This window comes from Actinokineospora sp. NBRC 105648 (genome assembly GCF_030269645.1).
GTDB lineage: Bacteria > Actinomycetota > Actinomycetes > Mycobacteriales > Pseudonocardiaceae > Actinokineospora.
Genome location: NZ_BSTR01000038.1, coordinates 25,108 through 41,521 on the forward strand (window position 1 = coordinate 25,108; position 16,414 = coordinate 41,521).

The following is a 16,414-nucleotide window of genomic DNA, read 5'->3' on the forward strand; positions in this document are numbered from 1 at the left end:
ACTGGTGGTGAATCACTGGCCGGGGTAATCCCAGCCGCTCATAAGGTCGTCCGCCGCCGGTGCCGCCGACACGCTGACCGGCCGCGCGCGCGGTGGGTCGTCCGCCGCCAGAACCCTTGTGGGGCTGGGGTTCGCGGGGCTCTCGGGTGTGTCGAGGTGCCGGGCGAGCGCGGCCGGGCTGGGGTGGTCGAAGACCAGCGTCGGCGGCAGCGCCCGGCCGGTCGCCGCGCCGAGCCGGTTCCGCAGCTCCACCGCGGCCAGCGAGTCGAAGCCCAGTTCGCGGAATGGCCGGTGCGGGTCGACGGCGGCGGGGTCGCGGTGTCCGAGCACGGTGGCGACTTCCCGGCGCACCAGGGTGAGTACGTCCGAGGGCGCGTCCGGTTCCGGTTCCAGGTCGGTGGTGTCGCTGATATCGCTGTGGCGCAGGGGGACCAGCAGCGGGTCGGGGCCGCGCAGCGCTCGGTCGAACAGCGCGAGGGCCTCCTGTGTGGACAGTGGAGCGAGGCCCGCGCGGGCGATCCTGGCCAGGTCGGCGGCGTCGAGGTCCGCGGTCATCGCGCCCCGGTGCGCCCACACACCCCAGGCCAGGGCGGTCGCGGGTAGTCCGGTGGCGTGCCGGTGGCGGGCCAGCGCGTCGAGGTAGGCGTTGGCGGCGGCGTAGTTGGCCTGCCCGGCGGCGCCCAGGACGCCGGCCGCCGAGGAGAACAGCACGAACAGGTCGAGGTCGGCCCCCGCGGTCAGCTCGTGCAGGAGTCGCGCACCGGTGACCTTCGGTCGCATGACCTCCTGGACCTGTTGGGCGGTAAGCGACTCCACCGTGGCGTCGGCCCGCACACCCGCCGCGTGGACCACGCCGACCAGCGGTCGGCCGGCCTCGATCCCGGCCAGCACCTCGGCCAGCGCGGCGCGGTCGGCGACATCGCACGCCCGCACGACGACCGTCTCGGCCCCGGCCGCGCGCAACTCCGCCAGCTGCCCGTCGGCGACTTCGCCAGTCCGGTTCAGCAGCACCAAGTGCCGCACGCCGTGCGTCGAGACCAGGTGCCGGGCCAAGATCCGGCCCAGCGCACCGGTTCCGCCGGTGATCAGCACCGTGCCGAGCCCGAGCCGGTCGGCGGGGACGGTCACCACGAGCTTGCCGGTGTGCCCGCCCGAGCGCATGAGCCGCAGCGGGCGACCGATGTCGCGGACGTCCCACGCCCGCGGCGCGGGCGGGTCGAGCACCCCGCGCCCGGCCAGGGCGGCGAGCTCGGTGAGCAGCTCGGCGATCCGGTCCGGCCCGGCGGAGTCGAGCAGGTCGAACGCCCGGTAGGCCACGGCGTGCTCGCGCTCGACCCGCTCCGGGTCCCGCACGTCCAGCTTGCCCAGGTCGACCAGCCTGCCGCCGGGGGCCAGCAGTTCCAACGAGGCGTCGAGCAGCGGCCCGGTCAACGAGTTGAGCACCAGGTCCGCGCCGTGCAGGCGCCGCGCGAAGCGGGTGTCCCGGGAGGAGGCGACATCGTCGACGCCCAGGGACCGCACCAGCGCGTGCTTGCCGGGTGCCGCGGTGGCCAGCACCCGGGCGCCCGCGAGCTGGGCCAGCCGGACCGCGGCCATCCCGACCCCACCCGCCGCCGCGTGCACCAGCACTGTCTCCCCGGCACGCAGTCCACCGAGGTCGAACAGGCCGTGCCAGGCGGTCAGGTAGGCCACCGGGACCGCGGCCGCGGTGGCGAACGACCAGCAGGCGGGCATCGGCGCGAGCAGGCGTCGATCGGTCACCGCGCGCGCCGCGAACGCGCCCGGCACCAAGCCGAACACGCGGTCGCCCGGCACGAGGTCCGCGACTCCCTCGCCGACGCGGCGGACCACGCCAGCGGCCTCGCTGCCCAGCAGGCCCGAACCGGGGTAGCTGCCCAGCGCGAGCAGCACGTCGCGGAAGTTGATCCCGGCCGCGCGCACGTCGATCTCCACCTGGCCCGGTCCGGGCTCGGACTCCGCGGTCGCGCCGGGAGCCACGTCCTCGATCGCGCCCCGCTCGCCTGGAACGAGTCGCCACTGGCCCTGGGGGAGTGGGAAACCCCGGGGTGCGTACGGCCGCAGCTCGGGCACCAGCACCTCGGTCCCCGACGCCACCGCCTCGCCGACCGCCGCACTGGCCACTGTGGACACATCAAGCGGTCCGGCGCGGTCGACCACGGCGAGTCTGCCGGGGTGCTCCGCGCGAGCCGAGCGCAGCAACCCCCACACGGCCGCGCCCGGCAGGTCCGTCGGCGGGTCGTCACCCGCCGCGCCCCGGGTCACCACGACCAGCATGCTGCCTCGCCACCGCGGCGCCGCCAGCCAGGCGCGCACGGTCGCCAGCGCCCACGTCACGGCGGACTCCGCGGTGGCGCCCTCGCGTTCGACGAGCACCAGGTCCGGCACCGGGTCACCCGCGTCGACCGCCACCGCCAGCGCGGCCAGGTCGCTGTGCCGGTGCCCGGTGGCCCCGACCCAGTCCGCGTCGCCCAGCACCGCGACCACGCCGGGGTGCGCGGCCGGGGAGGTGGACGTCCACACCTGGCTGAAAAGTCCACCGTGGCTGGTGCGGAGCCCCATCGACCCGATCGCCAGCACAGGCCTGCCGCCGGTGTCCGCGGCGGCGATCTCCAGGGATCTCCCGCTCGTCGGGGTGATCCGCACCCGGAGTCCGCGCGCGCTCGCGTTCAGGGAACGGACCTCGGTGAACGAGTGCGGCAGACCGTCGGCGGTGTCGGTGTCGGCGAGCACGTGCAACGCCGCGTCGAGCAGCGCCGGGTGCACGTCGAAGCCCCGAACCGCGTCGACCGGTCGGGTCGTCTCGGCGTAGCGGTGCCCGTCCGCTCCGTGCCAGGCGCGGCGCAGGGCCCGGAACCCCGGACCGTAGCGGTAGCCCCTCTCGTCGAGGTCGCGGTAGAGCCGGTCGAGGTCGATCAGCCGCCCACGTGGCGGCCACGTCGTCGCCCACGGCAGCGGGGGGAGTGGTTCGTGGTCGTCGCTGAGCACGCCGGTGGCCCTGGTTGTCCACTGCGTACCTGCGGTGCGCGCCTCGATCCGCAGCGCCCGGGTGCCGTCGACCGCGGGTTCGGCGGTGAGCCGCAGTTCGCCGTCCGCCACCGCGATCGGCGCGTGCAGGACCAGTTCCGCCACGACCGGGTGCCGGGTGCGCCGCCCCACGTGCAGTGCGCACTCCAGCAGCGCCGAGCCGGGCAACGTCGCCGTGCCCGCGACGACGTGGTCGGCGAGCCAGGGGTGGGCGTCGAGCGCGCCGGTGAACACCACCGCACCATCCGCACCCGTCATCTCGTTGTCCAGCAAGGGGTGTGGCGCGGCCGGGACACCGGTCTCCAACGGCGCGTGGTCGTGCAGCCAGTACCTCGTACGCGTCCCGGGGTGCGGCGCGGGTTCCGCGGGCCAGGTGGCGTCGCCCTGTTCCAGCACCACGTGCGCGTTGGTGCCGCTGATACCGAAGGCGGACACCCCCACCCGGCGCGGACGGCCACGGTCGGGCCAGAGCACGTTGTCCCGCAACACCTCCACCGGCCCGGCTGACCAATCCACGCCGTCGCACACCTGCTCGGCGTGCAGCGTGCGCGGCAGCACGCCGTGCAGCAGTGCCGCGATCGCCTTGATCACCCCCGCCGCGCCCGCCGCCGCCGCGGCGTGGCCGATGTTGGACTTGACCGACCCCAGCCACAGCGGCGCGGTCCGGTCGCGCCCGTAGGCGGCCACCAGGGCGCGAGCCTCGATCCGGTCGCCCAACGGCGTTCCGGTGCCGTGCGCCTCCACCAGGTCCACCTCGTCGGGCGCCAGCCCGGCGGCCTCGAGCGCCCGTTCGATCACCACTTCCTGCGCCGCGCCGCTGGGTGTGCGCAGACCGTCGGACGCCCCATCGGAGTTCACCGCGCTGCCGCGCACGAGCGCCAGTACCCGGTGCCCGTTCCGCTGCACGTCCGACAAACGTTCCACGACAAGGACTCCGACGCCCTCGGCCCACACCGTCCCGTCCGCGCCGCTACCGAAGGCCTTGCAGCGCCCGTCCGGCGCGAGCCCGCGCAGCTGGGCGAAGTCGACGATCCCGCCTGGGGTGCACATCGCGGTGACCCCACCCACCAGCGCCAACGACGACTCGCCCGCGCGCAGCGACTGGCACGCCAGGTGCAACGCCACCAGCGACGACGAGCACGCGGTGTCGATGGTCATCGCGGGACCGGTCAGCCCCAGCACGTAGGCGACCCGGCCCGAGGCCACGCTGCTCAGGCTCCCGGTGAGCCGCTTGCCCGCCACCAGCGCCGGGCTGAGGTGCAGCGGCATGCCGTAGTCCTGGTACGCCACACCGGCGAACACGCCGGTCCGGCTGCCGTGCAGGGAAACCGGGTCGATGCCCGCGTGCGCCAGCGCCGAGTGGCTGACCTCCAGCAGGAGCCGCTGCTGCGGGTCCATCGCCAGCGCCTCGCGCGGGGAGATGCCGAACCGGTCGGCGTCGAACAGCGGCAGGTCATGCAGGAAACCGGCCGCGCGCGTGTAGGTCCGGCCCGCCCGGCGGGGTCGCGGGTCGTGCAGCGCGTCGAGGTCCCAGCCGCGGTCGCGCGGGAACGGCCCGATGCCCTCGCCCCCGGCGACCACCAGCTCCCACAGGTCGGTCGCCGAGGCCACGCCGCCGGGGTAGCGGCAGCCAAGCCCGACCACGGCGACCGGTTCGTTACTCGGGTTGTCGGTGTGCACCGGTCGAACATAAGGCGAAACAGTCGCCACTGGCCATATCCGGCTGTTCTCCGACGTTATAAGAATTGGCTATAACGTCCGCTCCCGGACCAGTTCCGGGAATTGCCGGATCTTGGCCTGCTCGACCGCTTGTGCCATGCTGGCTGGACTTCCGGATCTCGGCGGTGCCGATCCGGTATCCCCTCGGCTGTCTGGATGTCGAAATGCCTTTAGCGCCGAAGCTTTTCCTCGACCGTACCCGAGCGTCGTTTCTCGGTGCCATTACCGGGGTCATTGTCGTGGTTTTCCCCGGTTTCTCGGTGCCGCCCGCGGCGCTGGCGGCGGTGCCGGTCGCCCCGCTCGCGCCGGTCGACGCCGCCGGGCGCTTCCTGTCCCGGCCCGACCTGTTCCCACCCGCGATCACCGTCGACCGGGCCGTCGCGCCCACCTCGCCGGGCACCATCCTGCTCGCGCCGAAGTCCGCCGCGGGCACCGCGCAGACCGGCCCGATGCTGGTCGACGACAGCGGCAGCCCGGTGTGGTTCCTGCCCCGCGGCGACAAGCTGCGGCTGGTGATGAACGCCCAGGCCCAGACCTACCAGGGCAAGCCGGTGCTGATCTGGTGGGAGGGCTCGTTCGTCCCGCTGGGCTGGGGGCAGGGCATGGTGACCATCGTCGACCAGAACTACCGCACGGTCGCCCAGGTCGGCCAGGACCGCAGCGTCGACCTGCACGCCATCCGGATCACCCCGCAGAACACGCTGATCACGGTGGGCTACCGGACCACCACCACGACCCCGGACGGCGTCTCGCTGCGGCCGATCGTGGAGAACGTCATCCGGGAGATCGACATCGCCTCCGGGCGGGTGCTGATGACCTGGTCGAGCCTGGACCACATCCCGCTCGCCGAGTCCTACCTGCGCTCCAACGAGCTGATGGGCTACGACTACCTGCACATCAACGCCGTCGACCTCGACGACGCCGGGAACCTGGTGGTCAGCGGGCGCAACACGCACACCGTCTACACCCTCGAGCGCGGCACCGGCCGGGTGCTGTCCCGGTTGGGCGGCAAGCACTCCGACTACGCGCTCCCCCCGGAAGCGGTGTTCGCCTGGCAGCACAACGTCCGCGCGGTGCCCGGCGGTGACATCAGCATGTTCGACAACGAGGCCGCCGCCTCCTTCCCGCCCACCACGCCGACCCGCCCGTCCTCCCGCGCGATCACGCTGCACCTGGACCCGGTCGCCCGCACGGCCACGCTGGCCCGCTCGCTGAGCACCCCGGACGGCTTGTCCACCGGCGCCCAGGGCAGCAACCAGACCCTGCCCGACGGGCACGCGCTGGTCAGCTGGGGCGACCGCGGCCGGTTCAGCGAGTTCGACCGGGACGGCGCGATGATCTACGACGCGCACTTCGCCAACCCCAGCACCGACACCTACGTGGCGAACCGGGTCGACTGGCACGCCACGCCCACCGAGCCCCCCGCCGTCGCCGCCCTGCGCGCGGCCGACGGCGGCGTCACCGCCTACGCCAGCTGGAACGGCGCGACCGAGGTCCGCCGCTGGCAGCTGCTCACCGGGTCCAACCGCAACCGCCTCACCGTGGCGGGCGAGGCGTCCCGCAGCGGGTTCGAGACGGTCGTCAGCGCCGCGCGGGGCGACGGTTTCGCCGCTGTGCGGGCGTTGTCGGCCGACGGCAAGGTGCTGGGCACCTCGCCGGTCGTCGAAGTGCGGTCGACGTGAGCGCCCCGGGGACCGTCGTCTGGCTGACGGGTCTGTCCGGGGCCGGGAAGTCGACCATCGCCCGGCTGCTGGCCGCCGAGCTGGACCGCACCGGGGTGCCCACCGAGGTGCTCGACGGCGACGAGGTGCGCGCCGCGCTGTCCACCGAGCTGGGCTTCAGCAAGCGCGACCGCGACATCCAGGTCAACCGGGTCGGCTACCTCGCGCGCCTGCTCACCCGGCACGGCGTCACCGTCATCGTCGCGCTCATCTCGCCCTACCGGGAGGCCAGGGACACCGTCCGGGCCAGTCTTCCGTCCTTTGTGGAGGTACACGTCCGGGCGCCGCTCGACGAGCTGGTCCGCCGCGACACCAAGGGCCTCTACCGCAAGGCGCTGGCGGGGGAGATCTCCGGGTTCACCGGCGTCAGCGACCCGTACGAGACGCCGACCCGGCCCGAGGTGGTCGTCGACACCGACACCTGCACCGCGACCGAGGCCGTGGCCCGGATCCTCGCGGTGCTCCGGCGCTCGCCCGGCGACACCCGCGACCACGTGCTCGCGGGCAACCTCGCGGCCACCGCGGGCAGGCGGCTGCTCGACCTGCGCGACCAGCTCGGCTTCACCGACCCGGAGGCGCTGCGCGCGGCGGGGGACAAGCTCTCGCACCGGTTCCTGGCCGACCGGATCGCCGAGCACCGGCGCACCGACCGGCTGCGCTCCGAGGAGGCGCCCGGCGACGGCGCGGGCGACCGGCTCTGGATCGTCGACCCGCTCGACGGCACCCGCGAGTTCGGCGAGCCGGACCGCACCGACTGGGCGGTGCACGTCGCGCTCTGGGAACGCGGCGCGCTCGCCGCGGGCGCGGTGTCGCTGCCCGCCCGGGACCTGGTGCTCACCACCGGGAGCGCCGTCGCCCGGCCGCGCGCGCCGGGCCGGTTCCGGATCGCGGTCAGCCGCAGCAGGCCGCCCGCGCTGGCCGGGGCGCTGGCCGAGCGGCTGGACGCGGACCTGGTCCCGATGGGCTCGGCCGGGGTCAAGATCGCCTCGGTGCTGCTCGGCGAGACCGACCTCTACGTGCACGGCGGCGGGCAGTACGAGTGGGACTCCGCGGCGCCGGTCGCGGTGGCGCTGGCCGCCGGGCTGCACGCCTCGCGCCTGGACGGGTCCCCGCTGGTCTACGGCCGCCCGGACGCCTGGCTGCCCGACCTGGTGGTCTGCCGGACCGAGGACGCCGAGCGGGTGCTCGCCGCGATCCGCGCGTCCGCCACCGAAACCGAACCGCAGGAGGAGCTCGCATGAAGGTCATCGGCGCCGGGCTGGGCCGCACCGGCACCGCCTCGGTGAAGGCCGCCCTGGAGCGGCTGGGCCTGGGCCCGTGCTACCACATGTTCGAGGTCACCGAGCACCCCGGCCACGGCGAGCGCTGGCTCGCCGGGCTGGCTGGGGAACCGGTCGACTGGGCCGCGCTCTACGACGGGTTCCAGTCCACAATGGACTGGCCGGGCTGCGCGTTCTGGGCCGAGCTGGTGGAGCGCTACCCGGAAGCCAAGGTCGTGCTCACCGAGCGGGACCCGCAGAGCTGGTACGACAGCCTCGCCCGCACGCTGCTCCCCGTGTGGCGCATCGCCGCCGACCCCGAGCGGGCCGCCCGGGTACCCGGGTACGAGTGGTACGGGCAGCTGGTCACCGCCATCTCGGCGCGCTCGTTCGGCGGCCGCACCGACGACCGGGAGCACATGGTCGCGGCGTTCACCGCGCACAACGCCGCCGTCCGGGCGGGCGTGCCCGCCGACCGGCTGCTGGTCTACCAGGTGGGCCAGGGGTGGGCGCCGCTGTGCGAGTTCCTCGGCGCGCCGGTGCCCGACGAGCCCTTCCCGCACCTCAACGACACCGCGTCGTTCCAGTCCATGGTCGAGCGGCTGCTGACCGCCTGAGGTCGAAGGACCCCCTGATGGAAGAGCTCCTCGCCGAGCTGCGGGTGCTGCGCGCCCGGGTGGCCGAGCTGACCGAGCCGATCGCGATCGTCGGCGTCGGCTGCCGGTTCGCCGGTGGTGTCGACTCGATCGACGGGCTCTGGGACCTCGTGGCCGAGGGCCGCGAGGTGGTGTCCGCGCCACCGACCGACCGCGGCTGGGACCTGCGCGGGGTGACAGGCGGCGGCGGTTTCCTCGAGCACGCGCTGGACTTCGACGCCGAGCTGTTCGGCGTGAGCCCGCGCGCGGCGCTGGGCATGGACCCGCAGCAGCGGGTGCTGCTGGAGGTGTGCTGGTCGGCGTTCGAGGACGCCGGGATCACCCCGGGCGGCGCCGAGCCGGTCGGGGTGTTCGTCGGCGTGGCCCACCACGACCACGGCACCCGGCTGCGCGCGGTGCCGCCCGAGGCCGCCGGGCACCTGGGCCTGGGCAGCGCCACCAGCGTGGTCTCCGGCCGGGTCGCCTACACCTTCGGGCTCACCGGTCCGGCGCTGACGGTGGACACCGCCTGCTCGTCGTCGCTGGTGGCGCTGCACCTGGCCGTGCAGTCGCTGCGCCGCGGCGAGTCGGCGCTGGCGTTGGCCGCCGGGGTGACGGTCCTGTCCACGCCCAGCACCTTCACCGAGTTCGCCCGCCAAGGGGCGCTGTCCGCCGACGGGCGGTGCCGGGCTTTCGCCGAGGGCGCCGACGGGTTCGGCCCGTCGGAGGGCGCGGGTGTGCTGGTGCTGGAGCGGCTCTCGCGGGCCCACCGCCTCGGGCACCGGGTGCTGGCGGTCGTGCGCGGCAGCGCGGTGAACTCCGACGGCGCGTCGAGCTGGCTCACCGCGCCTGACGCCGACGCCCAGGCCCGAGTGATCGCCGCCGCCTTGGCCGACGCCGGGCTGACACCGTCCGATGTGGACGCGGTGGAGGCGCACGGCACCGGGACGCCGCTGGGCGACCCGATCGAGGCGCGGGCGCTGGTGGCCGCGTACGGGGCCGGGCGGGACCGGCCGCTGTGGCTGGGGTCGGTGAAGTCCAACATCGGCCACACCCAGGCGGCGGCGGGGATGGCGGGCGTGATCAAGACCGTGGCCGCGCTCCGCCGGGGTGTGCTGCCCCGGACGCTGCACGTCGAGCACCCGTGCGCGGGTGTGGAGTGGGGGCCGGTCTCGCTGTTGCGCGAATCGGTGCCGTGGCCCGAGACCGGGCGTCCCCGTCGAGCGGGTGTGTCCGCGTTCGGGATCAGCGGGACCAACGCGCACGTGCTCTTGGAGCAGGCGCCTGAGTCTCCGTCGCGCACGACCGAACCGGGCGTTGGCCTGGTGGGGGCGACAGTGCCGCTGCTGTTGTCGGCCGCGTCGTCGTCGGCCTTGCGCGCCCAGGCGGCCCGGCTGGCCGATTCCCTGGCTGGCCGGTCGACCGCCGGCGTGGCGGTCACGTTGTCGGGCAGGCCGCTGCTCGGTCATCGCGCGGTGGTGCTCGCCGCCTCGGTGGAGTCCGCTGTGGACGGTCTGGGCGAGGTGGCCGCCGGGCTGGTGCCCGGTCCCGGCGATGTCGGCCGTGCGGGTTCCGGTGTGGTGCTGGTCTTCGGCGGCCAGGGCTCGGAGTGGGTGGGCATGGGGGTCGAGTTGCTCGACACCTGCCCGGCGTTCCGGGACCGGATGGCCGACTGCGCCGCCGAGTTGTCCCGTTGGGTCGACTGGGATGTGCGCGCGGTGCTCGCCGACCCCGTCGCCCTGCGCCGGGTGGAGGTTGTGCAGCCCGTCTTGTTCGCGGTCATGGTTTCCCTCGCTGCTGTCTGGGCGGCCGCGGGAGTGCGCGTCGACGCGGTCGCCGGGCAGTCGCAGGGGGAGGTGGCCGCCGCCTGCGTGGCGGGCGCACTGTCCCTTGTGGACGCCGTGCGGGTCGTGGTGGTCCGATCCCGGTTGGTGGCCGAGCTCGGTGGCGGTGCGATGGCCTGGGTGCAGGCGCCGTGGGAGTGGTTGCACGCGGCGGCACACGACGTCGCGGGCGTGAACGGCGCGCCGTGTGAACCGGATGGCTGCCCGAGCACCGGGGTGTGGTTGGCGGCGGTGAACGCGCCCGCGTCGATCGTGGTGTCCGGCACGCCCGAAGTCCTCGAAACCCTGCTGGCGCACTGTGAACTGAACGGCGTTCGCGCGGGCCGTACCCCGATCGGCTACGCCTCGCACAGCCCACACGTGGCCGTGGTCGAACCCGCCTTGCTGGCGGAACTCGACGGGATCACCCCGTGCGCCCCGACCATCCCGATGATCTCGACCGTAACCGGGACCGAGGTCGAGACCCTCGACCCGGCCTACTGGTACCGCAACCTTCGTGCGCCGGTCCGGCTCGACCGCGCCATCGACGCGCTTCTTTTTCTGGGCCACAAAGCTTTCGTCGATTGCAGCCCGCATCCGATCGTCACCGCGGCGCTGAACCAGAACTTGCACGGCCACGGCGACCACACCGTGATCTCCACCATCCGCCGCGACGACGGCTCCCCGGCTCGGCTCCTGATGAACCTGGCCGCCGCGCACGTGCACGGCATCGGTGTCGACTGGCGGGCGCTGCTGGCTGATATCCCGGACACCCCGGAACCGGTGCCCGGCTACCCCTTCCAGCGCACCCGCTACTGGATTCCGGCCGAGCGCCACCTCCTCGGCGCGCTTCTATGTCCTCAGTGGATAGAGGTCGACCCTGTCCCGGCGGAGGTACGACTCGCCGACGAGGTCGTGGCGGGGGAGACCTTGACGGGGTCGGTTGTCCTCCCGGTCACCGACGAGGACGCGTTGAGCGCGCTCCGCCAGGTGTCCACACTGCTCGAACGGTGGCGCACCGACCCGGACTGGGCGGACGCCCGACCGGTGGTGGTCACCCGGGTCGGCACACCCGACCACCCCGCGACCGCCGCGGTGTGGGGGTATGTGCGCTCGGCCCAGCTCGCCCACCCGGGTCAGGTGGGGCTGATCCACCTGCCCACGGCGGAGCCACTGTCTATTGTGGCCACAGTAGCCGGCAGCGGTGATCAGTTGCTCGTCCGTGACGGCGCAGTGTTCGAGCCCAGGCTCCTGCCCGCAGGCGGCCACTGCCCGCCACCCGATCTCTCGGCCGGCACGGTCTTGATCGCGGGCGGATCCGACGACGATCGCGCGTTGTTCGCCCGCGCGATGGCCGACTTGGGTGCGCTCCACCTGCTCCTGCTCGGCACCCCATTACCCGGTTTGGCGGAGGAACTGGTCGACACCGCGATCCGCTTCACCGATGACGACATCCCGCACGCGCTCGCCGAAGCGCTCCCCCTCGCCGGTGTCGTCTACGCGGGCGGGCGCCCGGATGAGGCGCGCGCCCTGCACGAACTCACCGCCGAACACGACCTGGCCGTGTTCGTTCTCTCCGGCTCGGCGACCGGACTGCTGGGCGGCAAGGGCGCTGTCCCCGCCGCCGCCCTCGACGCCCTCGCGCACCGCCGCGCCGCGCTCGGTCTCCACGCTCTGGCACTGGCTTGGGACCCGGGCGAGGTGGACCACCCCGGCGTCACCCCACTGTCTACTGAGGACAAGCGTGCGTTGGTCGTGGCGGCGCTGAGCACCCAGGGGACCGTGTTCGTGCCGGTCGAGCTGGATCCTGACGCGTTGCGGATATGGCCAACGGTGCCGGTCCCGCTGCGCCACCTGGTGGTCCGCCAGACGCCGGTGGCTGTGTGCGCGGCCGAGCTGCCAGACCTCTTGGAGCTGGTGCGCGGGCACGTCGCCGCGGTGCTCGGCCACCGTGGCCCGGACGCTGTCGACGCCGCCGTTCCGTTGCGTGAGCTGGGTTTTGACTCGCTCGCCGCGGTCGAGCTGCGCAACCGGCTCAGTGCGGCCACCGGCCTCGTCTTGGCGCCCACCCTGGTCTTCGACCACCCCACACCCGCGGCGGTGGCCGAGTGCCTCCGTACCGGACTCGCATAGGAGAGACCATTGCGTACAAGTAGGAGACGCGCGACGAGGGTGGCCGCCGCCACCGTCGTCCTCGGCACCGTGCTGAGCGGCGTCCAGCTCGCCCCGGCCCAGGCGGCGCCACCGGCGCCCGAGCCGGTCGTCGGCCGATCGGTCACGCTGCTCACCGGTGACCGCGTGGTGGTGGACGCGCTCGGGCACCGGTCGATCCGTCCCGGGCCATCGCGGGAGAGGACCGCCTTCTCGCACTACGAACGCGACGGCCACCAGTTCGTGGTCCCGGTCGACGCGCTGGCCGCGATCACCGACGGCAAGGTCGACGAGCGGCTCTTCGACATCACCACCCTGCTCGACTCCGGCTACGACGACGCGCACGGCGCGGGCCTGCCGCTGATCGTGACCTACGACCCAGGTCTGGCACCGGTCGCGCTCGCCGGGACGGTGACCACCGCGAACCTGGCTGCTGTCAACGGTTCCGCGGTCACCGCCAGCCGAGACGGCTCGGCTTGGCGCGCGGTCGGCACGCCCGGCGTGCACCGGATCTGGCTCGACGGCGCCCGCAAGGCACAGCTGGACCGCAGCGCCGCCCAGATCGGCGCCCCCGCGGCCTGGCAGGCCGGGTACACCGGCGCGGGCGTCACCGTCGCCGTGCTCGACACCGGCGTCGACGAGACCCACCCGGACCTGGCCACCCGGGAGGTGGCCGAGCACAATTTCTCCGACGCCCCGGACACGGTCGACCGGGTCGGCCACGGCACCACGGTGGCCTCCATCCTCGCCGGGACCGGCGCCCGCTACCGCGGCATCGCCTCGGGCGCGCGGCTGCTGGACGGCAAGGTGTTCGACGACAACGGCCTGAGCCGGGACTCGTGGATCATCGCCGGGATGCAGTGGGCGGTCGAGCAGGACGCCAAGGTCGTCAACCTGAGCCTCGGCGCCGCGGACCTGCCCGGGGCCGACCCGCTGGAGGAGGCGGTCAACACGCTCTCGGCCCAGCACGGCACGCTGTTCGTGGTCGCCGCGGGCAACACCGGCCCGAACCCGGGCACCATCACCTCACCCGGCAGCGCCGAGGCCGCGCTCACCGTCGGCGCGGTGGACCGCGCCGACAAGATCGCCTCGTTCTCCGGCAGGGGCCCGCGCATCGGCGACGCCGGCGCCAAACCCGACATCACCGCGCCCGGCGTCGGCATCGTGGCCGCGCGCTCGTCGGCCTCACCCGGCGACGGCCTCTACGCGGCCGACACCGGTACTTCGATGGCCGCCCCGCACGTGGCGGGCGCGGCGGCCCTGCTGGCCCAGCAGCACCCGGACTGGACCGGCGAGCAGCTCAAGGCCGTGCTGATGGCCAGCGCCAAACCCGGTGTGTCGCAGACGATCTACCAGGAGGGCCTCGGGCGCGTCGACCTCGCCACGGCCATCAAGCAGACGCTCGCGACCAGTCCGCCGTCGGTGCACCTGGGCGTGCAACAGCTCCCCGACACCAGCGGCCGCACGCACGCCAAGACCGTGACCTACCGCAACACCGGCACCGAGCCGCAGACGTTGGACCTGTCGTCGATCATGTACGGCCCCGACGGCAAACTCTCCACGCTGGTCACCGTCACCCCGGCCCGACTCGTCGTCCCGGCGGGCGGCACCGCGACCGCGACCTACACCGCCGACGCCGCGACCGCGACGCTGCAGGGCATCTACGCGGGCGTGGTCATCGCACGCGGCCCGGGCCAGTTCGTCCGCACGCCGGTCGTGTTCCTCCGCTCGGAGCAGACCTTCGAGATCACCGTCCGCCAGCTCGGCCTGGACGGCCACCCGGCGATCGCCTCGCAGGCCGGGTTCACCTCGACGACCACCGGCAGGCAGTGGGGCGTGCCCGCGTCCGGCAGGCTCCGGCTGCCGAAGGGGGACTACGCGGTCAGCGCCCTGCTGACCGGTGACAACCTCAGCTGGCTCTACCAGCCCAAGCTCACCGTCACCGGCGACACGGAGGTGGTCCTGGACTACCGCCTGGCCAAGCCGATCGACATCAAACCCCCGGTCGACGCCCGCGGCTACTTCCTGGATGTCGCCGTCTCCTACGGCCTGGCGTCTGTCGGCTTCACCATCGCCGACGTCACCCGACTCGCCACCGCGGGCCTCGGCGACCCGGTGCCCGGCAGCGACTTCACGGCCCGGTTCCACACCCAGTGGCTCACCGACGACGCCACCTTCTACGGCCTCGCCTGGTTCGTCCACGGCGCCATGCCCACCGGTTTCACCAAGCGACCGAGCAAACGCGAACTGGCCCACGTCCACGCGGACCTGCGCCCCACCCACCCCGCCCAACCGGCCCTGCGCGGCGAGTTCCCGTACCCGGTGGAGGGCAAGCTCCCGGACCCCTTCGTCGCCAACGACACCATCACCCTGCCCCGCGTGCGCGAGGAGTACTACACGACCGAGGACCAGGGCACGCTGTGGAACACCCAGTTGGTGCAGCTGCAGCCGGACGGCCAAACGGTCGAGAGCACCGTGCTGAGCCCGATGCGCCACTACCGCTCAGGCCGCACCTACGAGGAAACCTTCAACCACGGCGTTTACGGCCCGGTCTTCCCGGCCTTGCCCAAGGAACAATCCTGGGTCAGCCGAATCGGTGATTACGTGCACGCCTACATCCCACTGTTCGGCGACGGCAACGGCAACGCGGGCACCTCGGCCATGGCCACCACCGCGACCACCCTGTACCTGGACGACAAGAAGATCGGCGAGTCCACCGCGCCACCCCCCGTCGACTTCGCGGTCCCCGCCCCAGAAGGCAACTACCGCCTCGTCGCCGACGCGACCCGAGCACCGGGCACGGCCGACGTCTCCACCAGGGTCACCGCGTCATGGAGCTTCCGCTCAGCACACACCGACACCCTGACACCGCTACCGCTCTCCACGATCCGCATCACCCCGAACCTGGACAAGGCCAACGCGACCCCGAAGGGCCGGTTCTTCGCCGTGCCGTTCTCGTTGCAGGCCCAGGGAAGCAGTGACCTACGGCCAGCGAAGACACTGTCGGTCGAGGTCTCCTACGACAGCGGGACAACCTGGCAGAAGGCCCCGGTATTCGGCGGCACCGCATTCCTGTGCCACCCCAACAAGGCGGGAACGGTCTCACTACGAGCCAAGGCGACTGACCGCACAGGCCAGGCGTTGGAGCTGACCGTCATCGACGCCTACAAGCTGGTCTGACGAACCTGCGGCCCGGGCTCCCACACCGGATCCCGGCCCGCGCTGGTTCGACCATGCCGCGCGGCCCGGGCGTGCAGGGCCCGGCCGCGCGGCACTGCCGGTCCAGTCCCGTGCCGAAAAGCCATGAACTCCCTTGGTGCCAACCAGAACCGCATGGCGAGTCCAGGTCCTAGCCCACCGCCAACCAAACCGCAGTGCCAAACTCCGCCTGCCCTGGCAATAGCACCAACAGGAACGGGACTCACCACTGATCCGTTCCTGGCTTTCCCCTGGCAAACCCCGCCGCTGCGACCCCGATCGACTACCCCACAGCCCATTCACCCTGCCGCCGCCCCCACCAACGTCCCCACTGACCAGCCCGCCCCCTGCATTCCATACGCAGCCAAAACACGGCCTGTGATTGTTTGTCAAGGTACTCTTTCCCGCCTTGACAAACAATCACAGGCCGTAGTGATAATTGGCGTAGGGGATTCAGGGGATCACGGGTGGCTTACACTCCACAGGCCTCGGGCGGCACATACACATGGGCTGCCCGAGGAAAAGACGGGGGCTCGATCTAGTGAACTCACTTCGTGCGGGGCCCCTAGAGCACCGCGGTGGAGAGAAAAGGGCAGGGTAAGGGCATCCCCACCCACGGCAAGTTTAGCGGCACTCTCCCCCCACACGAAGCGAGTCCACTAGATCGAGCATCCGTAACGGGACTTGCGTACCAGCGGGGTCGGCCTATCTGCTGTGATTTCGTGGGGGAGGGGGGCGGCCTTCGGGTGCGGTTGTATGGGCGTGAGGGTCTGTCCGCGCGGGTGAGCGGGGAGTGAGGGCGATCTTCCGCTGCAGTTGGTTGGTGGGCAGGAGTCGGTTGCGGCACCGGCGGGGCAGTCATT

Annotated in this window: 4 protein-coding genes and 2 pseudogenes; 5 read left to right on the plus strand and 1 reads right to left on the minus strand. The window is 73.0% G+C overall.

Annotation, left to right across the window (positions count from 1 at the left end; all coding sequences use genetic code 11):
• Nucleotides 1-12 precede the first annotated feature (12 nt).
• Nucleotides 13-4,707 (minus strand): annotated as a pseudogene (locus QSK30_RS26855) (SDR family NAD(P)-dependent oxidoreductase); the annotation flags it as partial.
• A 296-nt stretch (nt 4,708-5,003) separates the two neighbouring features.
• On the opposite strand from QSK30_RS26855, the gene QSK30_RS26860 reads away from it, so the two are divergent.
• The 5 genes and pseudogenes from QSK30_RS26860 (at nt 5,004) to QSK30_RS26885 (ending at nt 15,533) form a co-directional block, all read left to right on the plus strand.
• Nucleotides 5,004-6,446, plus strand: a complete 1,443-nt coding sequence (locus QSK30_RS26860; RefSeq protein WP_285506929.1) for an arylsulfotransferase family protein — start codon at nt 5,004-5,006, stop codon at nt 6,444-6,446.
• Nucleotides 6,443-7,726: an adenylyl-sulfate kinase gene (gene cysC, locus QSK30_RS36990; protein WP_352231629.1), complete on the plus strand. Its 1,284-nt coding sequence runs from the start codon at nt 6,443-6,445 to the stop codon at nt 7,724-7,726. Before QSK30_RS26860 ends, cysC begins: the two co-directional genes overlap by 4 nt.
• Nucleotides 7,723-8,361 (plus strand): sulfotransferase family protein, encoded by a 639-nt coding sequence (locus tag QSK30_RS26875; protein ID WP_285506931.1) that lies wholly within the window; start codon nt 7,723-7,725, stop codon nt 8,359-8,361. Before cysC ends, QSK30_RS26875 begins: the two co-directional genes overlap by 4 nt.
• Nucleotides 8,362-8,435: 74 nt before the next feature.
• Nucleotides 8,436-12,335, plus strand: a pseudogene (locus tag QSK30_RS26880) (type I polyketide synthase); the annotation flags it as partial.
• Between the two features lie 39 nt (nt 12,336-12,374).
• Nucleotides 12,375-15,533: a S8 family serine peptidase gene (locus QSK30_RS26885; protein ID WP_285506935.1), complete on the plus strand. Its 3,159-nt coding sequence runs from the start codon at nt 12,375-12,377 to the stop codon at nt 15,531-15,533.
• The last annotated feature ends 881 nt before the right edge of the window (nt 15,534-16,414 follow it).